Origin of the sequence: Actinosynnema sp. NPDC023658 (assembly GCF_040639995.1) — a bacterium.
Classification (GTDB): domain Bacteria; phylum Actinomycetota; class Actinomycetes; order Mycobacteriales; family Pseudonocardiaceae; genus Actinosynnema.
In genome coordinates, this window is record NZ_JBFAAX010000075.1 from 1 (window position 1) to 19990 (window position 19990).

16 protein-coding genes and 1 pseudogene are annotated in these 19990 nt (G+C 73.1%); 5 read left to right on the top strand and 12 right to left on the bottom strand.

Annotation, left to right across the window (positions count from 1 at the left end; all coding sequences use genetic code 11):
* Positions 1–176: 176 nt before the first annotated feature.
* From AB0G02_RS12060 to argC, 7 genes and pseudogenes are all read right to left on the bottom strand, one after another.
* A pseudogene (locus tag AB0G02_RS12060) lies at positions 177–563 on the bottom strand (argininosuccinate synthase domain-containing protein); the annotation flags it as partial.
* On the bottom strand, positions 556–1062 hold the full coding sequence (locus tag AB0G02_RS12065) for an arginine repressor (RefSeq protein ID WP_360792870.1): 507 nt from the start codon (positions 1060–1062) through the stop codon (positions 556–558). The pseudogene AB0G02_RS12060 and the gene AB0G02_RS12065, both read right to left, overlap by 8 nt.
* Complete coding sequence (gene argF / locus AB0G02_RS12070; RefSeq protein WP_360792872.1) at positions 1059–2009, bottom strand: ornithine carbamoyltransferase; 951 nt, start codon at positions 2007–2009, stop codon at positions 1059–1061. The genes AB0G02_RS12065 and argF overlap by 4 nt, the downstream gene beginning before the upstream one ends.
* The gene (locus AB0G02_RS12075) at positions 2009–3187 is read right to left on the bottom strand and encodes an acetylornithine transaminase (protein WP_360792874.1); all 1179 of its coding nucleotides are present in this window, start codon (positions 3185–3187) and stop codon (positions 2009–2011) included. The genes argF and AB0G02_RS12075 overlap by 1 nt, the downstream gene beginning before the upstream one ends.
* On the bottom strand, positions 3184–4098 hold the full coding sequence (gene argB, locus AB0G02_RS12080; protein WP_360792876.1) for an acetylglutamate kinase: 915 nt from the start codon (positions 4096–4098) through the stop codon (positions 3184–3186). Before argB ends, AB0G02_RS12075 begins: the two co-directional genes overlap by 4 nt.
* Positions 4095–5267 carry a bifunctional glutamate N-acetyltransferase/amino-acid acetyltransferase ArgJ gene (gene argJ / locus AB0G02_RS12085; protein ID WP_360792878.1) on the bottom strand — a complete coding sequence of 391 codons (1173 nt, stop codon included), beginning with the start codon at positions 5265–5267 and terminating at the stop codon, positions 4095–4097. Before argJ ends, argB begins: the two co-directional genes overlap by 4 nt.
* Positions 5264–6280: an N-acetyl-gamma-glutamyl-phosphate reductase gene (gene argC / locus AB0G02_RS12090; protein WP_360792880.1), complete on the bottom strand. Its 1017-nt coding sequence runs from the start codon at positions 6278–6280 to the stop codon at positions 5264–5266. The genes argJ and argC overlap by 4 nt, the downstream gene beginning before the upstream one ends.
* Positions 6281–6405: 125 nt before the next feature.
* Here argC and AB0G02_RS12095 point away from each other — a divergent pair, with 125 nt between their 5' ends.
* Entirely contained in the window at positions 6406–6861 is a 456-nt protein-coding gene (locus AB0G02_RS12095; protein WP_360792882.1) for a hypothetical protein, read from the top strand.
* A 6-nt stretch (positions 6862–6867) separates the two neighbouring features.
* Here AB0G02_RS12095 and AB0G02_RS12100 read toward each other — a convergent pair whose 3' ends face one another.
* Positions 6868–8061 (bottom strand): cytochrome P450, encoded by a 1194-nt coding sequence (locus AB0G02_RS12100; protein WP_360792884.1) that lies wholly within the window; start codon positions 8059–8061, stop codon positions 6868–6870.
* 105 nt (positions 8062–8166) lie between these two features.
* On the opposite strand from AB0G02_RS12100, the gene AB0G02_RS12105 reads away from it, so the two are divergent.
* Both AB0G02_RS12105 and AB0G02_RS12110 read left to right on the top strand, forming a co-directional pair.
* Entirely contained in the window at positions 8167–8793 is a 627-nt protein-coding gene (locus tag AB0G02_RS12105; protein ID WP_360792886.1) for an HAD-IA family hydrolase, read from the top strand.
* A gap of 38 nt (positions 8794–8831) precedes the next feature.
* Positions 8832–9671 (top strand): alpha/beta hydrolase, encoded by an 840-nt coding sequence (locus tag AB0G02_RS12110; protein WP_360792888.1) that lies wholly within the window; start codon positions 8832–8834, stop codon positions 9669–9671.
* A 10-nt stretch (positions 9672–9681) separates the two neighbouring features.
* Here the strand turns inward: AB0G02_RS12110 and sthA are convergent, their stop codons facing one another.
* The 4 genes from sthA to pheS form a co-directional block, all read right to left on the bottom strand.
* The gene (sthA, locus tag AB0G02_RS12115; protein WP_360792890.1) at positions 9682–11094 is read right to left on the bottom strand and encodes a Si-specific NAD(P)(+) transhydrogenase; all 1413 of its coding nucleotides are present in this window, start codon (positions 11092–11094) and stop codon (positions 9682–9684) included.
* A 164-nt stretch (positions 11095–11258) separates the two neighbouring features.
* Positions 11259–11756 carry a hypothetical protein gene (locus AB0G02_RS12120; protein ID WP_360792892.1) on the bottom strand — a complete coding sequence of 166 codons (498 nt, stop codon included), beginning with the start codon at positions 11754–11756 and terminating at the stop codon, positions 11259–11261.
* A 307-nt stretch (positions 11757–12063) separates the two neighbouring features.
* The gene (gene pheT, locus AB0G02_RS12125) at positions 12064–14541 is read right to left on the bottom strand and encodes a phenylalanine--tRNA ligase subunit beta (RefSeq protein ID WP_360792894.1); all 2478 of its coding nucleotides are present in this window, start codon (positions 14539–14541) and stop codon (positions 12064–12066) included.
* Between the two features lie 3 nt (positions 14542–14544).
* Positions 14545–15612, bottom strand: coding sequence for a phenylalanine--tRNA ligase subunit alpha (gene pheS / locus AB0G02_RS12130; RefSeq protein WP_360792896.1), 1068 nt, complete (start codon positions 15610–15612; stop codon positions 14545–14547).
* 304 nt (positions 15613–15916) lie between these two features.
* On the opposite strand from pheS, the gene AB0G02_RS12135 reads away from it, so the two are divergent.
* Positions 15917–17707 carry an HSP90 family protein gene (locus AB0G02_RS12135; RefSeq protein WP_360792898.1) on the top strand — a complete coding sequence of 597 codons (1791 nt, stop codon included), beginning with the start codon at positions 15917–15919 and terminating at the stop codon, positions 17705–17707.
* 7 nt (positions 17708–17714) lie between these two features.
* A partial coding sequence (locus AB0G02_RS12140) for a hypothetical protein (RefSeq protein ID WP_360792900.1) occupies positions 17715–19990 on the top strand: 2276 nt, incomplete at its 3' end.

Consider the following 19990-nt stretch of genomic DNA (forward strand, 5'->3'; position numbering starts at 1 on the left):
GTTCCAGCTTATGAGTGAGCCCTCACTCAAGTCAACGAGTGTTCCAGCACGGTCACGGTCTCGCCGTCGACGGCGACCGGGCGGCCGCGGTCGAACGTGAGGACCAGCTCGTCGAAGTCGTCCGGCTCGGTCCGCGGGCGGACCACGTCGACCGGCGGGGTGCGCTCCCCCGCGCAGGCGACGACCTCCAGGTCGGGTGCGAGCGCGCCGACGCAGGTCTCGAAGCGGACCCGGTCGTCGCCGGTGCGGTCGTGGGCCGCGGTCGTCGCGCCGTGCCGCCTCGCGGTCTCCACCAGGTGTTCCGCGACCAGTGGCCGGGACAGCGCGGACACCGGTTGGAGGGCGTTGGCGCGCAGCGCGGGCAGGCAGTAGCGGTCCGCGAACTCGTCCCGGGCGTCGGTCACGACGGCCTCGACCGCGCCGCGGTCCAGCGCGCGCTGCCGGAGGGTCCCGGGGTCCACGCCGCCCTGGCCGAGGTCGACCACGACGGCGACGACCTCCGCGCCGAGGCGGCCGAGGTCGACCGAACCGCCGGAGTAGGCGAGGACGACCCGCTCACTCATCGGCGTCCCCCGGTGGCAGCGGCTCCTCGCCGGCGGCGAGCGCGGTGACGCGGGCGGCCAGGTCCGCGCCGGTGAGGGGTTCGCGCGCCACGGCGAGGATGGTGTCGTCGCCGGCGATGGTGCCGACGATGTCGTGCAGCGCCGCCCGGTCCAACGCGCTGGCCAGGAACTGGGCCGCGCCGGGCGGGGTGCGCAGGACCGCCAGGTTGCCCGAGTGGTCCACCGACACCAGCAGCTCGCCCAGCACGCGGGTCAGGCGGGACGTGCCGCCCTGCACCCCCCGCACCGGGCTGCCGTCCTCGGGGATGACGTAGACGGGGGCGCCGCCGTCCGGTCCGCGCAGCTTCACCGCACCCAGCTCGTCCAGGTCGCGCGACAGCGTGGCCTGGGTGACCTCGATGCCCTCCACCGCAAGCGTTTTCGCCAGCTCCGACTGGCTGCGGATGGCGCGCTGGGCGACCAGTTCGACGATGCGGGCCTGCCGCGCGGTCCGGGTCATCGCACGGTTCCCGCTGCGTCCCGGTCCGAGTTCTCCAGCAGCCACACGAGCAGGGCCTTCTGCGCGTGCAGCCGGTTCTCCGCCTCGTCCCACACGGCGCTGTCCGGCCCGTCGAGCACGTCGTCGGTGATCTCCTGGCCGCGGTGCGCGGGCAGGCAGTGCAGCACGGTCGTCTTCACGCCGGTCGCGGCCACGAGGTCGGCGTTGAGCTGGTAGGGCCGGAAGGGGCGCATCCGGTCGCGGCCGTCGTTCTCCTGGCCCATGGACGTCCACGTGTCGGTGACCAGCACGTCCGCGCCGTCCACCGCCTCACGCGGGTCCTCGATGACGCGCACCGAGCCGCCGGTCTCCGCGGCGCGCTCGCGGGCCGCGTCGAGCACCCACGGCAGCGGCTGGAACAGCGCCGGCGCGGCGATCCGCACGTGCATGCCCGCGGTGACGCCGCCGAGCAGCATCGAGTGCGACATGTTGTTGGCGCCGTCGCCCAGGTAGGTGACGGTGAGGCCGGCGAGCCCGCCGTGCACGCGCCGGATCGTCTGGAGGTCGGCCAGCACCTGGCACGGGTGGAACTCGTCGGTCAGCGCGTTGATCACCGGGATGCGGGAGACGGACGCCATGGCGTCGATGCGCTTCTGCGCGAACGTCCGCCAGATCACCGCGTCGACGTACCCGGACAGGATCCGGGACGTGTCCTCGATGGTCTCCTCCCGGCCGAGCTGCATAGACCGGCCGTCGATGATCACCGGGTTGCCGCCGAGCTGGGCGATGCCCACCTCGAACGACAGCCGGGTGCGGGTGGAGTTCTTCTCGAAGATCACCGCCACGGACTTCGGCCCGGCCAGCGGCTTGGCGGTCAACCGGTCGGCCTTGTAGTCGTCGGCGAGGTCGAGGACCGCCGCCTGCTCCTGGGGGGTCAGGTCGTCGTCACGCAGGAAGTGGCGCACCATCACGGCTCCTGGCCTGGGTTCGGGAGGAACGACGGCAGGTCGGCCACGAGCCGGTGCGCGTCGGCCTCCTCCAGCACCAACGGCGGCGCCAGCCGGATGACGTCGGGCTGGATGGGGTTGATCAAGTAACCGGCCTGCTGCGCGGCCGCCGCGGCCTTCGCCGAGACCGCCTCGCGCAGCGTGATCCCGAGCAGCAGGCCGGCGCCCCGCACACCGGAGATGAGCGGGTGGTCCAGCGCCTCGATCCCGGTCGCGATCTCCTTGCCGACCGCGGAGGTGTGCTCCAGCAGGCCGTCGGCGGCGATCGTGTCCAGCACCGCGAGCGCGGCGGCGCAGCACACCGGGTTGCCGCCGAACGTGGTGCCGTGCTGGCCGGGCTCGAACAGGTCCTTGGCCGGGCCGACCGCGATGCACGCGCCCAGCGGCAGGCCGCCGCCGAGGCCCTTGGCCAGGGTGATCACGTCGGGGACGATCCCGACCTGGTGGAACCCGAACCAGGTGCCGAGCCGGCCGACGCCCGTCTGCACCTCGTCCAGGACGAGCAGGGCGCCGTGCTCGGCGGTGATCCGGCGGGCCGCCTGGAGGTAGCCCTCGGGCGGGACGACCACGCCGTTCTCGCCCTGGACGGGTTCGACGAAGAACGCGGCGGTCTCGTCGTCGATCGCGGCCTCCAGCGCCGCCACGTCGCCGTACGGGACGTGCACGACGCCGGGCACCAGCGGCTCGAACGGGTCGCGCTTGGCGGGTTGGCCGGTCAGCGCCAGCGCGCCCATGGTGCGGCCGTGGAAGCCGCCCTCGGTCGACACGACCTTCGTGCGGCCGGTGCGGCGGCTCAGCTTGAACGCGGCCTCGTTGGCCTCGGCGCCGGAGTTGCAGAACAGGACCCGGCCGTCACCGTCCACGCCGGACAGGTCGAGCAGGCGTTCGGCGAGCTTCAGCGCGGGCTCGTTGATGTAGAGGTTCGAGGTGTGGCCGAGCTTGCCGATCTGCTCGGTCACGGCGGCCACGATCGCCGGGTGCGCGTGGCCGAGCGCGTTGACCGCGATGCCGGTCAGCAGGTCCAGGTACCGGTTGCCGTCGGCGTCCCAGACGTGCGCGCCCGTGCCGCGGGTCAGCGTCAGGCCGGGTGTGCCGTAGTTGTTCATCATCGCGGCTTGCCACCGCTGCTGGTCGTTCATGACTCGTCCGCCCCAGTCCGGTCGCCGGTCGGGCCGGCGGTGACCATCGTTCCGACACCTTCGGAGGTGAAGACCTCCAGCAGGACCGAGTGCGCGAGCCTGCCGTCGATCACGTGCGCCTCGGGGACCCCGCCGCGCACCGCGCGCAGGCAGGCCTCCATCTTCGGCACCATGCCGGTGTCCAGGCGCGGCAGCAGCTCCTCCAGCTGCTCGGCGTGCACCCGGTGCAGCAGCGAGCTCTTGTCCGGCCAGTCCGCGTACAGGCCCTCGACGTCGGTGAGCACGACCAGCTTCTCGGCGCGCAGCGCCACCGCCACCGCGCCCGCCGCCGTGTCGGCGTTGACGTTGTGCACCACGCCGTCGGCGTCCGGCGCGACCGTGGACACCACCGGGATGCGACCGGCGCGCACGATGTCCAGCACCGCGTCCGGGTTGACCTCGACGATGTCGCCCACCAGGCCGATGTCCACCGGCTCGCCGTCCACGATGGCGGCTCGGCGTGCGGCGGTGAGCAGGTGGGCGTCCTCGCCGGACAGGCCGACCGCGTACGGGCCGTGCGAGTTGATCAGGCCGACGAGCTCGCGCTGCACCTGGCCGACCAGCACCATGCGGACCACGTCCATGGCCTCCGGCGTGGTGACCCGCAGGCCGCCGCGGAACTCGCTCTCGATGCCGAGCCGGCCGAGCATCGCGGCGATCTGCGGACCGCCGCCGTGCACCACGACCGGGTGCAGGCCGGCCAGCTTCAGGAACACCATGTCCTGCGCGAACGCCCGCTTGAGCTCGTCGTCGACCATGGCATTGCCGCCGTACTTGACGACCACGACCGCGCCGCGGAACCGCTGCAGCCAGGGCAGCGCCTCGATCAGCACCGCGGCCTTCTGCCGCGCCTGGTGGTTGTCGGCGGTCACGAGCTGTACGCGCTGTTCTCTTCGACGTAGCCGTGCGACAGGTCGGTGGTGAGCACGGTGGCCGTGCCGTCGCCGAGGTTGAGGTCCACGACGATCTCGACGTCGCGGCCGGACAGGTCGGCCTCGGCGCGGTCGGCGGCCTTGTGGCCGTCCGCGAACAGCGTCACGCCGTTGATCGTGATGCCGAGCTTGTGCTGGTCCACGGTGGCCTGCGAGCGGCCGACGGCCATCGCGATCCGGCCCCAGTTCGGGTCGGAGCCGAACAGCGCGGTCTTGACCAGGTTGTCCTCCGCGACCGTCTTGGCGACGACGACCGCCTCGGCTTCGGTGAGCGCGCCGTTGACCGTGATCGAGACCTCCTTGGTCACGCCCTCCGCGTCGCCTTGGAGCTGCTTGACCAGGTCGTTCGCCACCGCGGTGAGGACTTCGGCGAACTGCTCGGCGGTCGGGGCGACCCCGGAGGCGCCGGAGGCGAGCAGCAGCACGGTGTCGTTGGTGGACGTGCCGCCGTCCACGTCGAGCCGGTCGTAGGTCTTGGCGGTGGTCGCGCGCAGGGCGGCGTCCAGGGCGTCGCCGTCGAGGACCGCGTCGGTGGTGATGACGCTGAGCATCGTGGCCATGTTCGGCGAGAGCATGCCCGCGCCCTTGACGAACCCGCCCACCGACCAGCCGTCCGGGTGGTCCTGCCAGCTCTGCTTGGGGTGGCTGTCGGTGGTCATCACCGCGGTGGCGGCGTCGAGCCCGGCCTGGTCGGTCGAGTCGAGCGCCTGCGCCGCCTTCTCCACGCCCGCCGTGAGGTTGTCCATCGGCAGGCGCTCCCCGATCAGGCCGGTGGAGCACACCGCGACCTCGATCGCGCCGACGTCCAGCACCTCGGCCACCTTCTCGGCGGTGGCGTGGGTGTCCTGGAAGCCCTCGGGGCCGGTGCAGGCGTTCGCGCCGCCGGAGTTCAGCACGACGGCGCGCAGCTTGCGCTCTTGGAGCACCTGCTGCGACCACAGCACGGGCGCGGCCTTCACCTGGTTGGTGGTGAAGACGCCCGCGGCGGCCTGGCCCGGCCCCTCGTTGACGACCAGCGCCAGGTCCAGCGCGCCGGACTCCTTGATGCCGGCCGCGACGCCGGCGGCCTTGAAGCCACCCGGCCCGGTGACGCCCTTGTTGCGGTTCACGGTGCTACTCCCACGGTGGACAGGCCGGTGGTCTCCGGCAGGCCGAGTGCCAGGTTCATGCACTGCACCGCGGCGCCCGCGGTGCCCTTCGCCAGGTTGTCGATCGCGGCGACGACGACGAGCCGGTTCACGTCCCGGTCGACGGCCACCTGCAGCTGCACCGCGTTCGAGCCCAGCACCGCGCCCGTGGTCGGCCAGTGGCCTTCCGGCAGCAGGTGCACGAACGGCTCGTCGGCGTAGGCCTTCTCGTAGGCGGCGCGGACGTCGGTGCCGGCGTCCTTGAGGACCGCCGAGCAGGTCGCGAGGATGCCGCGCGGCAGCGGCGCCAGCACCGGGGTGAACGAGACCCTGACCGGTCCGGCGGCGACCCGGGACAGGTTCTGCGTGATCTCCGGGGTGTGCCGGTGGGCGCCGCCGACGCCGTACGCGCTGAGCGAGCCCATCACCTCGGAGCCGAGCAGGTTCGGCTTGAGCGACTTGCCCGCGCCGGACGTGCCGGACACCGCCACGACGGTCACCTCGGGCTCGACCAGCCCCATCGCGGGCGCCAGGGCCAGCGAGGACACCGTCGGGTAGCAGCCCGGGACGGCGACCCGGCGGGCGCCGCGCAGCTCGTCGCGCAGGCCGGGCAGCTCGGGCAGGCCGTAGGGCCAGCTGCCCGCGTGCGTGCCGCCGTACCAGCGGTCCCAGGCGGCGGGGTCGGTGAGCCGGTGGTCGGCACCGCAGTCGACGACGAGCGTGTCGTCGTCCAGCTGCGCGGCGATCTCGGCCGAGTGGCCGTGCGGCAGGGCGAGGAAGACGACGTCGTGGCCGCGGAGGGTCTCGGCGGTCGTCTCCTCCAGCACGCGGTCGGCCAGCGGCAGCAGGTGCGGCTGGTGGGCGAGCAGCTTCGTGCCCGCGTTGCCGCCGGCGGTGAGCGCGCCGATCTCCACGTCCGGGTGCCCGAGCAGGAGGCGCAGCACCTCTCCCCCGGCGTACCCGCTGGCCCCGGCGACCGCGATCCGTACCGTCATGCGGATAAGTATGCACGCTGATGCAAAGTCACTCAAATCAGTTTCGGGACGCCGCACTTCCCCGAACGGCCGTGCCGTCCCGGACCACCGTGCTATCCCTGATCGAGGGGGAACGGGGGACTTCGATGCACGACGATCCGCACGGCCACTCGTCCGGTCACGACTTCCACGACGACGACTGGCACGAGCACGACTTCCACGACGACTGGCACGGCCGACGGCGGCGCCGCCGCCACCTCGACCTGGCCACCGCGCCGACGTGGGTGAAGGTGCTCACCTGGGTGGGCGCGCTCACCGCGCTCGCGGGGCTGGCGGTCTTCGGCCTGGCGGTCTTCGGCGGCTTCACCGCCCCGAAGCCGGAGTTCGGCCTGGTGGACACCGGCGGGTTCCCCCACGGCGGCGGTTTCGCCACCGACGTCCAGGTCTTCGAGGTCCGGGACGGCGGCACGCCGTACCCCACCGGGAGCAGCGGGGTCGAGGGGGTGCCGGACGGCATCCGCACCGGTATGGGCCTGTTCTTCGTCGGGCTGGTGCTGTCGGTCATCGCGGGTCTGGGCCACGCCACCTCCAGGCCACGCTGACCCGCGTCACCACGTCACGGGCAGCGCCCCGAGGCCGTAGACGACCTGCTGGGAGCGGTACTCCGGTTCCGGTCCCACGGCGCGCAGCCCGGGGAACCGGCGCACCAGGGCCGGGAACGCGATCCGCATCTCCATCCTGGCCAGGGGCGCACCGATGCAGTGGTGGACGCCGTGGCCGAACGCGACGTGGCTGCCCGCGTCACGGGTGAGGTCGAGCACGTCCGGGTCCGGCACGAGGCCGGGGTCGCGGTTGGCCGCGGGCAAGGAGCAGACGATCAGCTCACCGGGACCGATGACCTGACCGCCCACCTCGACCTCGGTGGTCGTCACCCGCGGCACGCCCGTGTGCACGACCGTCAGCCACCGCAGCAGCTCCTCCACGGCGGCGTCGGCGCGTTCGGGCTCGTCGCGCAGCAGGCGGAGCTGGTCGGGGTGGCGCAGCAGGGCGAGCGCGCCCAGGCCGAGCATGTTGGCCGTGGTCTCGTGGCCGGCCAGCAGCAGCAGGTCCGCGATGCCGACCATCTCCCGGTCGTCCAGGCCGGCGGACTCGTCGCGCGCGAGCACGCCCAGCAGGTCGTCGCCCGGCTCGACCCTGGCCCGCGCGACGAGCCCGGCCAGGTAGGCCTTCGACTCGTACAGCACGGACAGCCGCTCCTCGAACGACAGCGACGAGTCGAAGTACCTCGTGTAGCGCTCCTGGAAGTCGTGCCGGTCCTCGAACGGCACGCCGAGCAGCTCGCAGATCACCAGCGCGGGCACCGGCAGCGCGAAGTCGGCCACCAGGTCGGCGGGCGGGCCCTGGCCCTCCATCGCGTCGAGGTGGTCGCGCACGATCTCGTGGACGCGCGGTTCCAGCCGGCGCATCCGGCGGACGGTGAACTCCGGCGCCAGCACCTTGCGCAGACGGGTGTGCTCGGGCGGGTCGAACGCCAGCAGGTTGCCCGGCCGCACGGCCGCCAGCTCCTCCTCGCTCAACGGCGGGGCGCCCGGCACCAGGTGCCGCGCCGAGTTGCCGAACCGCTTCGGGTCCCCGAGCACCTGGCGGACGTCCTCGATCCGGGTCACCAGCCACACCGGCCCGTCCAGCAGCGGCGAGTCGACCCGGCGCACGCGGTCCCGCTCGCGCACCTCCACCAGCTCGGGAGCGGGGTCGAAGCCCGCTCGTCGGAAGTGCAGGGGCGTCGTCGGCGTCGCGGCCATGCCGGCTCCAACCGTCGGGGTTCGTGCGAAAGACCGTAGTCACGCGGCGGAGTGACGCGGCAGCCTTCACCCGAGTGAGTCGTGAACTACGGAAAGTGAGGCGACATGGCCGACCGGCTGCGGGCCGTGATCTTCGACTGGCGGGGGACGCTGGTGCTGACCCCGACGTTCCGGGGGTGGGTGGCGGAGGCGTTGCGGCGGATCGGGCGTGACGCCGACCGGGCCGCCGACGTGGCCTCGACCCTGGACCCGGCGCGGCTGGACGTGCCCGGCGTGGACGCGGACGCGGAGCTGCACCGCCGGACGTACTACGACGGGTTCCGGGCCGCCGGGCTGGACGACGAGCTGGCCGACTCGCTGTACGCGGTGGAGTCCGACCCGGCGTTCAACCCGTTCGCGGCGGACGCCGGGCCGACGTTGCGCGGGCTGCACGAGCGGGGCGTGCGGATCGGGGTGCTCAGCGACATCCACTTCGACATCCGGCCCGCGTTCGGGGACCTGCCGGTGGACTCGTTCGTGCTGTCCTTCGAGCACGGCGTGGTGAAGCCCGACCCGGCGATCTTCCGCATCGCGCTGGACGAGCTGGGCACCGCGCCCGGCGAGACGCTGATGGTGGGCGACCGCGCCACCCACGACGGCGCCGGCGTGGACCTCGGCATGCCCACGCTGCTCGTCCCGCCCCTGCAGGACGTCGACAACACGCGACTGCACCTCGTCACCTCCCTGTTCTAACGGTTGAACCCGCATCAACCATTAGATACTGTCGCCGCATGATCCCCAGGGTGTTCCACCGGCACGTGGACGTCGACGGCGTCCGGGTCTTCTACCGCGAAGCGGGCCCGGCCGCCGCGCCCACGCTGCTGCTCCTGCACGGCTTCCCCAGCGCCTCGCACCAGTTCCGCCGGCTGATCGACGCGCTCGGTGACCGCTTCCACCTGGTCGCGCCCGACTACCCCGGCTTCGGGCACAGCGCCGACCTCGACGGGACGCACACCTTCGACCGCCTCTCCGAGACCGTGGAGGGGTTCGTCGACGCGCTGGGCCTGCGCCGGTTCGCGCTGTACGCGTTCGACTTCGGCGGGCCGGTCGGCTTCCGGCTGGCCGTGCGGCGGCCCGAGCTGATCACCGGCCTGGTCGTGCAGAACGCCAACGCCTACACCGAGGGACTGTCCGAGGCGGCCCGCGCGTTCGTCGCCAACGACGACCGCGAGGTTGCGCGGGAGTTCACCACGCTGCCGTTCACCCGCGGCCAGTACGAGGACGGCACCACCGACCCGGACCTGGTCTCCCCCGACGGCTGGACCCTCGACCAGCACTTCCTCGACCTGCCCGGCCGCGCCGACATCCAGGTCGACCTCGCGCTCGACTACCGCTCCAACGTCGCCCGCTACCCCGAGTGGCAGCGGTGGCTGCGCACGGCCCGGCCGCCGACGCTCGTCGTCTGGGGACGCGGCGACGCGATCTTCACCGAGGACGGCGCCGAGGCCTACCTGCGCGACGTGCCCGACGCCGAGCTGCACGTGTTCGACACCGGGCACTTCGCGCTGGAGGAGGAGCTGCCCCGGATCGCGCCGCTGATCGCCGGTTTCCTCGACCGGCTGCCCGCCTGACCCGGGACCGCTACGGCTTGAACCGCTCCAGGGCGCGGATCTTGTTCGTGGCGTCCAGCGCGGCCACCTTGTACGCCTCGGACAGCGTCGGGTAGTTGAAGACCGTGTCCACCAGGTAGTCCACCGTGCCGCCGCACGCCATGACCGCCTGACCGATGTGGACGAGGTCGGTCGCGCCGGTGCCGAACAGGTGCACGCCGAGCAGCTTGCGGTCCACAGTGGACACCAGCAGCTTGAGCATCCCGTAGGCGTCACCGACGATCGAGCCGCGCGCCAGCTCGCGGTAGCGCGCCAACCCCACCTCGTACGGCACCGAGGACGACGTCAGCTCGGCCTCCGTCGCACCGCAGTAGGAGATCTCCGGGATCGTGTAGATGCCGATCGGCTGCAACGCCGACAGCTCGCGAGCCTGCTCGCCGAACGCGTGGTAGGCGGCGAGGCGGCCCTGGTCCATCGACGTGGCGGCCAGCGCCGGGAAGCCGATCACGTCACCGACCGCGTAGATGTGCTCGACGGGCGTGCGGTAGTGCTCGTCCACGCTCAGCCGGCCGCGGTGGTCGGCCTCCAGGCCCGCGTTGTGCAGGTCCAGCGACTCGGTGTTGCCCTGCCGTCCCGCCGAGTACATCACCGCGGCGGCCGGGATGCGCTTGCCGCTGGCGAGCGTGGTCACCGTGCCGGTCTCGGACACGTCGACGTTGACGACCTTCTCACCGAACCGGAACGTCACCGCGAGGTCGCGCAGGTGGAACTTCAGCGACTCCACGATCTCCGGGTCGCAGAAGTCGAGCATCCGGTCGCGCTGCTCGACCACCGTCACCCGGCAGCCCAGCGCGGCGAACATCGACGCGTACTCGATGCCGATCACGCCCGCGCCGACCACGACCAGCGACGACGGGATCTCCTCCAGCGCCAGCACCTCGTCGGAGTCCAGCACCCGCACCTCGTCGAAGTCGACCTGGTCCGGTCGAGCGGGACGGGTGCCGGTGGCGATCACGACGTGCTCGGCGGTGACGGTGTGGTGGTCGCCGCGGTGCGCGCCGTCCACCGCGATCGTGTGCGGGTCGACGAACCGGCCCGTGCCGGTGAGCAGCTCCACCTGGTTGCGGTGCAGCTGCGCGCGCACGACCTGGACCTCGCGGCCGATCACGTGCTGCGTGCGGGCCAGCAGGTCGGAGATGGTGATGTCCTGCTTCACGCGGTAGCTCGCGCCGTACAGGTCGCGCTGGCTCAGGCCGGTCAGGTACATCACCGCCTCGCGCAACGTCTTGGACGGGATGGTGCCGGTGTTGACGCACACCCCGCCCACCATGTCGGGGCGGTCCACGATCGCCACCCGCTTGCCGAGCTTGGCGCCCGCGATGGCGGCCTTCTGCCCGCCGGGGCCCGACCCGATCACGACCAGGTCGTAGTCGTACTCGCTCATGCCCGAAAGCCTCGCACATCGCGACGCCGCGCACTGCGGCGTTCCGCGGTGTCGCGGTGGACGGACTCGACGTGGCGGTCCGGCCCGTCGAGGCGCGAGGCGGTGAAGCCCCTGCGGGCCTTCAGGTTTCCCGAACCGGCAGGGCCTTCAAGGGCTTCGAAGTTTCAGGCGCGCGCGGCCCGGCCCGAGTAGGTCAGCGGGAACACCGCGTCCGTGCAGGCGCTCGGCACGTCGTGCGCGATCTGCACGACCATCTCCACCTCGACCGACCCCGCGGGCGGGATCGCCACCGGCTCCGCCATCGGCACCACGGTCAGCACCCCGGACGGGCACTCCGGCACCCGGTTCTGCGCCTCGTCCAGCGGCTGCCCGGCTTGGGCCTCCAGCGTCAGCACCACGATGTCCACGTTGTTCGGGTTCGACAGCCGCACCAGGCGCGCGCCCTCGCTGCCCGGCGTCAGCTCCACCGCACCGCCGGAGACGTCGTCGATCTCGAACGGTTCGAGGCCGATCACGCCCGCCTCACCGCCGCTCACCGAGTACGCCATCGCGGGCAGTTCCGGTTCCGGCCAGGTCAGGTGCATGGCAGCCACCACGGCCGCACCCACGCCGAGAATGGTCATGGCGACGGCGACTTCCATCCGCGGGCCCAAGCTGCGCATGAGGCAACCTCACTCGATTGCTGCTCCAGGCGGTGGGTTCGCCGCTAGCTCCCCGTCGGACCGGCGACCAGACTCGCCCGGCGGTTCATCGCTTCGCCCCTCGGCCCAGCGGGCCGCGAAGCCAATCTTGGAGAACGTTCAACCTCGGCGCAAGGACCAAGCCGACCCGGAAAGAAAGGTCTTTGGACCTCTTGACACGTCACCCGACGCATCCTCACCTGCACGTTCCCGCTACTTCGACCGCCGAGTGATTCACCCGGGAGGGCTAATCCCGGACCCGCACCAGTGCGGGTCCGGGACGTCGCGCTCAGCCTCTCAGCGCCGCGCCGAAGCGCTCGGCGGCGGCGGCCACGGCCGCGTCGCGCGCCGCCGTCGCCTCCTCCACGGTCAGCGTCCGGTCCGGCGCGCGGAACCGCAGCGAGTACGCCAGCGACCGCTTGCCCTCACCGACCTGGTCACCGGTGTAGACGTCGAACAGCCGGACGTCCTCCAGCAGCGCCCCACCGCCGCCGCGCAGCGCCCGCGCCACCTGCTCGGCGGGCACCTCCGCCGGCACGACCACGGCCACGTCCAGCAGCACCGGCGGGTACGCCGACACGACCGGCGCGGGCCTGTTGTCGCTCAACGGCAACGCGTCCAGGTCCAACTCCATCGCCACGGTCCGCTTCGGCAGCCCCAGCGCTTCCACGACCTTCGGGTGGAGCTCGCCCGCGTGGCCCACGGGCCAGTCACCGACGCGCAGCTCGGCGCACCGGCCGGGGTGCCACGGCGCGAGGTCGGAGGCGACCACGGTCAGCTCCACCCCGTAGGCCTGGCCGACCAGCCGCGCGGCCTGCACCGCGTCCGCCCAGTCGGCCTGCCTGCCCTTGCCCCACCAGCCCGCCTGCTCGCGGTGACCCGCCAGCACGGCCGCCACGTGCACCGGCTGCTGCGGCAGCGCCGCGAGCAACGACGCCACCTGCGCGTCCGACGGCCGTTGGCCGACACCCACCTGCGGCACCGGGACCTGCTGCGTGCGCGGCAGCGTCACCTGGGCGACCGTGTAGACCGCGAGGTCCTTCTGGCCGCGCGCCAGGTTGCGCTGCACCGCCTCCAGCAGCCCCGGCACCAGCGTGGTGGCCAGCGCGTGCTTGTCCGACTCCAGCGGGTTCAGCACGCTGACCGTGTTGCGCCGCACGTCGCCCTCGGGCAACCCGAGCGCGTCGAACACCGACGGCGCCACGAACGGGAACGGCTTGACCTCGACGAAACCTGCCTCCGCCAACGCGCGCGCCACCGTGCGGCGACGGCGCTGCTGCTCGGTCAACCCGCGACCGGCCGGTGCGGGCGGCAGCGTGGACGGGATCGTGTCGTACCCCTCCAGCCGCAGCACCTCCTCCACCAGGTCGGCGGGCTGGGTCAGGTCCGAGCGCCACGTCGGCGGCACGGCGGTGACCATGGTCGCGCCGTCGTCACCGGTGGTGACCTCGACCTGGCAGCCGATCTGGCCCAGCCGGCGCGCGGTCACGCCGCGGGCGTAGTTCACCCCGGCGACCCGGTCGGGCAGGTTGATCGGCATCGTCACCGGCTTCGGCTGCGCGGGCGTGCCGACGTCCGTGCGGCCGGGCTTGATGCTGCCGTCGCCGAACATGTCCAGCAGCCGGGCCGCGCGCTCCAGCGCCACCGGCGCCAACGCCGGGTCCACCGTGCGCTCGAACCGCCTCGCGGCCTCGCTGGGCAGCTTGTGCCTGCGCACCGTGCGGGCGATGGACGCCGGGTCCCAGTTCGCCGCCTCCAGCAGGATGTCCGAGCTGGTCGGGGTGACCTCGGTGCTCGCGCCGCCCATCACGCCGGCCAGCGAGACCACGCCGCTGTCGTCCGCGATCACGATGTCGTCCGGGTCCAGCGCGCGGACCTGCTCGTCCAGCGTGGTCAGCTTCTCGCCGGCCGCCGCGCGCCGCACCACCAGGCCGCCCTTGACCGCCGACGCGTCGAACGCGTGCAGCGGCTGGCCCAGCTCCAGCATCACGTAGTTGGTGACGTCCACCGGCAGCGAGATCGACCGGATGCCCGCCAGCATCAGCCGCCGCCGCATCCACCACGGCGTCGGCGCGGTCGGGTCGACACCGCTCACGCGGCGGGCCACGAACCGGGAGCACGTCGCCGGGTCCTCGATGCGGACGGGCAGCACCTCGCCCTCGCCCTCGGGCACCTCGGCCGTGCCGGGGTCGCGGTAGGGCACGTCGAACGCGCAGGCGATCTCGCGGGCCAGGCCGCGCACGGAGAACGCGTAGCCGCGGTCCGGGGTCGGCGCGACCTCGATCACCGTGTCGCCCAGGCCCAGCAGCTCGATCGCGTCGTCACCGGGCTGCGCGGTGCCGCTGGGCAGCACCATGATGCCCGAGTGGTCGTCGCCCAGGCCCAGCTCGCGGGCCGAGCAGATCATGCCCTCGCTGGTCCGGCCGTAGGTCTTGCGGGCGGAGATGGCGAAGTCGCCGGGCAGCACCGCGCCGGGCAGCGCCACCACGACCGTGTCGCCCTCCTGGAAGTTCGACGCGCCGCAGACGATGCCGTTGACCTGGTCCGGGCCCACCTCGACCTGGCAGTAGCGGATCGGCTTCTTGAACTCCGTCAGCTCCTCGACCTCCACCACGCGGCCCGCGACGAGCGGGCCCGTCACGGAGTCGAGCGTGTGGACGTCCTCGACCTCGATGCCGATCCGCACGAAGGCCTCGACGAGCTGCTCGGGCGTGGGCGTCTCGGCGAACTCGAGGTTCTCGACCAGCCAGGTAACCGGAATGCGCACCGGTCAGACCTCCGTTCCGAATGGCTGGGTGAAGCGGACATCGCCCTCGACCATGTCCCGCATGTCGGGCAGGCCGTTGCGGAACTGCAGCGTGCGCTCCAGACCCATGCCGAACGCGAACCCGGAGTACACGTCCGGGTCGACGCCGCAGTTGCGCAGCACGTTCGGGTTGACCATGCCGCAGCCGCCCCACTCGACCCAGCCCGCGCCGCCCTTCTTCTCCGGGAACCACACGTCCACCTCGGCGGACGGCTCGGTGAACGGGAAGAAGCTGGGCCTCAGGCGGGTCTTGGAGTCCTCGCCGAACATGGCGCGGGCGAACGCGTCGAGCGTGCCCTTCAGGTGCGCCATGGTCAGGCCCTTGTCCACGGCCAGGCCCTCGACCTGGTGGAAGACCGGGGTGTGGGTGGCGTCGAGCTCGTCGGTGCGGAACGTGCGGCCGGGGCACACCACGTAGATCGGCGGCTCGCGGTCGAGCAGGGTGCGGGCCTGCACCGGGCTGGTGTGCGTGCGCAGCACCAGGCCCGAGTCGGCGGGCGCCACGTAGAACGTGTCCTGCATGGTCCGCGCCGGGTGGTCCTTGCCGAAGTTCAACGCGTCGAAGTTGAACCACTCGGTCTCCAGCTCCGGGCCCTCCGCGACCTCGTAGCCCATGGCCACGAACACGTCGGCGGTCCGCTCCGCGAGGGTGGAGATGGGGTGGCGCGCGCCGCGGGGCACCCGGTCCCACGGCAGCGTGACGTCCACCGCCTCCTCGCGCAGCACCCGCTCGTCGCGCTCGGCCTGCAACCGGGCGCGGCGCTCCTCGAACGCGACCTTGACCGCGTTCTGCGCCTCGTTCACCCGCTTGCCCGCCGCGGCCTTGGCGGCCGGCGGCAGCGCGCCGATCTCGCGCCGCGCCAGCAGCACCGGCGAGCGGTCGCCCAGGTGGCCCGGTTTGACGGCGGCGAGCTCATCGAGGTCGGCCGCCTTCGCGAACGCCTCACGAGCCTGCTCGACCGCCGCGTCGAGCGCTTCCTGGGAGAGCGCCGCTACCTGCTTGGGGTCGTACGGGTCGTTGGCTCCGGACATGGTTGGTGGACAGCTCCCGTCACGGACACAGGTGGTCAGCCCTCCGCAAGGCATGCGGAGCAGCGGTCCGATCCTAGGTGATCGGCCGACCGCCGGCCCCACCGCCGCCCCCCGACCCGCCCCTCCGCCACCCCCGCCGCGTGCGATCGGACGGCGGCCGGGCGGAATTGTCGGTGGGGCGTGGCAGTCTTGTGGCGCGAGCAGGACCCCGGCGGGCGATCAGCGGAAAACCGGGTCACAAGCCGCCGGCGCACCCTTAGAATCGTCCGTCCCCGTGACCTGACCCGAGGTGAACTCCAGTCCCATGGCACACACCTTCGGTGTCGACCTGCGCGGGATCATCGACCTGCTCAGCCACCACCTCTACAGCAGCCCCCGCGTGTACGCGCGCGAGCTCCTGCAGAACGCGGTGGACGCGATCACCGCCCGCCGCGCGCTCCAGCCGGACGCGCCGGGCGAGGTCGTGATCGAGCCGGTCGGGTCCTCCGGCGGCACCTTCCGCATCTCCGACACCGGCATCGGCCTCACCGAGCGCGAGGTGCACGACCTGCTCTCCACGCTCGGCCGCACGTCCAAGCGCGACGACCTCGGCTTCGCCCGCCAGGGCTTCCTCGGCCAGTTCGGCGTCGGCCTGCTGTCCGCGTTCCTGGTGGCCGAGCGCATCCGGCTGGTCAGCCGGTCCGCCAAGGGCGGCCCCGCGGTCCGGTGGACGGCCGACGCCGCGGGCAACTACGAGGTGGTGGTCGTCGGGGGGCCCGACGACCCGACCCCGGCCGACGGCGCGGGGGCCGACATCCCGGTCGGCACCACCATCGAGCTCGTGCCGCACCGCGACGCCGAGCACTGGCTGGAGCACGACGTGGTCAAGGCGCTGGTCACCGAGTACGGCGAGCTGCTGCCGGTGACCGTGCGGGTCGGCGCCGAGGTCGTCACGCACGGCGAGCTGCCGTGGGTCGAGGACGCGGTGGCGTACGGGGAGCGGGTGCTGGGCGTCCGGCCGTTCGACGCGATCCCGGTCGAGGTGCCGACCGTCGGCCTGCGCGGCGTGGCCTACGTGCTGCCGCGCGGCGTGCACCCCGGCGCCCGCCAGTCGCACCGCGTCTACCTGAAGCGGATGCTCGTCGGTGACGCCATCGAGGGCCTGCTGCCGGAGTGGGCGTACTTCGTGCGCTGCGTGGTCGACTCGACGTCGCTGCGGCCGACCGCGAGCCGCGAGTCGCTCTACCAGGACGAGACGCTGCTGGTCGTGCGCGAGGAGCTGGGCCGCCAGGTCCGCGACTGGCTGGTCCGGCTCGACGCGACCGACCCCGGCCGCACGCAGGCCCTGCTGGACGCGCACCACCTGGGCATCAAGTCGCTGGCCCGGGTGGACGACGAGATGCTGCGGCTGGTCGAGCGGTGGCTGCCGTTCGAGACCACCGACGGCCCGCAGTCGCTGCGCCAGTTCCGCCGCAAGCACGGCACCATCGCGCACGTGCCGGACGTGGACGAGTTCCGGCAGCTCGCGCCGGTCGCGCACGCGCAGGGCATGGGCCTGGTCAACGCGGGCTACGCCTACGACGCGGAGATCATGGAGCGGCTGGTCGCGCTGGACGGCCCCGCCGCCGCGCGCCGGGTCGCGCCGAACGAGGTGCTGGCCGCGCTGGACGACCCGGACCCCGAGCTGGAGCGCGCGGTGCGCGAGCGGCTCGTGCTGGCCAAGGACGTGCTGGAGCGGCACGACTGCGAGGCCGTGCCGCGCGACTTCGACCCGGGTTCGCTGCCCGCGCTGCTGGTCACGAACGTGGAGGCCGAGCGCAAGCGCGACGCGCAGCAGGTCGGTGAGCAGGCCGACCCGCTGTGGGCGGAGCTGCTGGGCAGCCTGGTCGAGTCGTCGTCGGACGCCGCGCAGCGGCTCGTGCTCAACTGCCGCAACCCGCTGGTGCGCCGGCTGGCGCAGCTGACCGACCCGGCGCTGGTGGAGCTGACGGTGGAGTCGCTGTACGTGCACGCGCTGCTGCAGGCACGGCGGCCGATGCGCCCGAAGGACACCGCGGCGCTGAACCGTTCGTTCCTGGAACTGCTGGACCGCGCCGTGGGTAGCCAAAAAGGGTGATGCCGCTGTGAACGAGGACAAGGAAGCCGCCGAGCGGCAGTTCGTCGAGGCCTACCACATGCCGGAGGGCATGGCGCGGCACGAGGCGCTGGAGCGCGCGGCCCGCGCCGCGGACGCCCACGACCACCTGCCGCTGGCGGTGAGCTGCCGGATCGCGCTGATCCGCTCCGCCTACGACCTGGGCCGCTACGACCTGATGCTGGCGCCGTTCGCCTGGTGCGGCGCGGCCGAGCAGCGCGACCCCACGGCGTTCGACGAGTGGGAGACGCACAGCTACGACTGGGCGCACAAGTGGATCGTCAGCGGCCTCATCGCGGACCCGAGGTTCACGCTGGAGCAGATCGGCTCGTTCGTCGACCAGCTGGCGGAGCGCTACCAGCGGCTCGGGTACTCGATGCAGCCGGTGCACGGCGCCCGCGCCGACCTGGCCGCGCACGTGGGCGACGACGAGGCCTACCGCGAGCACTTCGCGCGGTACCTGGCGGTCGACCGCGGGCCGATGAGCGACTGCGAGGCGTGCGTCGTCGAGGAGCAGGCCGGGCACCTGATCCGGCAGGGCAGGCACGCCGAGGCGGTCGCCCACGCCGAGCACCAGCTGGCGCAGGACACGGGCTGCGCGACCCAGCCGCAGGGCATCCTGACCACGTTGACGCCCGCGTTCGTGGCGCTGGGCGAGGTGGACCGGGCCCGGCAGGCGCACGTGGTGGCGTACCGGCTGGTCCGCGACGACCTGGTCGGCGGCTACCTGGACGACCACCTGGAGTTCTGCGCGACGTCGGGCAACGTGCGGCGCGGCGTGGAGCTGCTGCGCGGCCACCTGCACCGGGTGCACCACTCGACCAGCCCGTCCCGGGCCATGCACTTCGCCGCGGGCGCGGCGCTGCTGCTCAGCCGGGTGTCGCCGGACGAGGAGTTCGCCGTGCCGCGCGACGGGCGGTCGGTGGTGATGTCCGCGCCGGAGCTGCGCGAGCTGCTCGAGGCGCAGGCGTTGGAGATCGCGGCCCGGTTCGACCGGCGCAACGGCAGTGACGCGGTGAGCACCCGGATCCGGCGGACGCTGTCCGCGCCCGACACGATCCCGGTGCAGCTCGTCGTGCCGGTCGCCTCGCCGCCCGCTCCCGCGGACGACGCGGACGAGGAGCCGGTGGCGGTCGCGGACCCGGTGGAGCTGGCGCGGCGGATGTGCGACGCGTTCGACCAGGGCGAGTTCATCGTGGGCATGAGGCTGCTGCGGTCGTTGCCGGCGGACCTCGACCCGCTGCTGCCCGAGTCGCGGGGCGCGCTGGTCGCGGCGCGGCGGGCGATCGCGGGCGGGCACGTGCGGCCGAAGGCGGAGGTGCTGGCCGAGCTGGAGGCGGCGGTCGACCGGCTGGCCGCGTGCGGCGAGCACGACCTGGCCAACCGGTTCCGGGCGCGCGGCGCGGGGCTGCGCGCGGAGGAGGGCGGCCTGGCGGAGTGCACGCAGCTCGCGCGCACGTGCCTGGCCGAGGCCGACGTCGCGGGCACCCCGTACACGCGGGTGCTCACCAGGCTGCTGCTGGCCGACCTGCTGGCGGACGCGGAGGAGAACGACGAGCAGGGCGTGCTGACCGCCGAGGCGGTGGAGCTGGCCGCGGCCGAGGTGCCCGAGCTGCTGTCGCGGGCGCGGTGCGACCGGGCCCAGTTCCTGGCCACGACCGGGCAGCTCGACGAGGCGCACGCCGAGGTGGTCGACGTCCTGGGTGGCGAGAAGTCGGCGTCGGTGCGGTTCGACGCGCTCCGGCTGCTGCTGAAGATCCAGACGGTGCGGGGCGACGAGGCCGCCACCGCGACCGCCGCCGAGTTCGTCGGCTCGTTCAGCTCGCCGCGCGGGCCGTGGACGGCCGAGGCGCACCGGCAGCGGGTGGCGTCGGTCGAACGGCTCGGCCTGGAGGCCGAGCACCTGGCGGAGCTGCGGGACGCGGTCACCGCCGGGCACGAGGTCGGCGTGCCGGACGACGTGGCGAAGGCCTGCTACGCGCTGGCCGGCGGCTACCTCAAGTCCGGCCGGTTCGTGGAGGCCGCCGAGGCGCTCGAAGAGGCGGTGCGGGTGATCGACGGCGGCGACGTCGACCCGGACGTGGTCGTGCCCGTCCGGTACCGCCTGGGTCAGGTGTGCGCGCGGCTGGACGAGACCGAGGCCGCCCGCCGTCACCTGGAGGTGGCGCTGGGCCTGGTGCCGGCCGACGAGCCGTGGCGGCGGGCGATGGTGCTCGACGTGCTGGCCGGCGTCCTGCGCCGCCTCGACCTGCCGTTGGAGGCCGC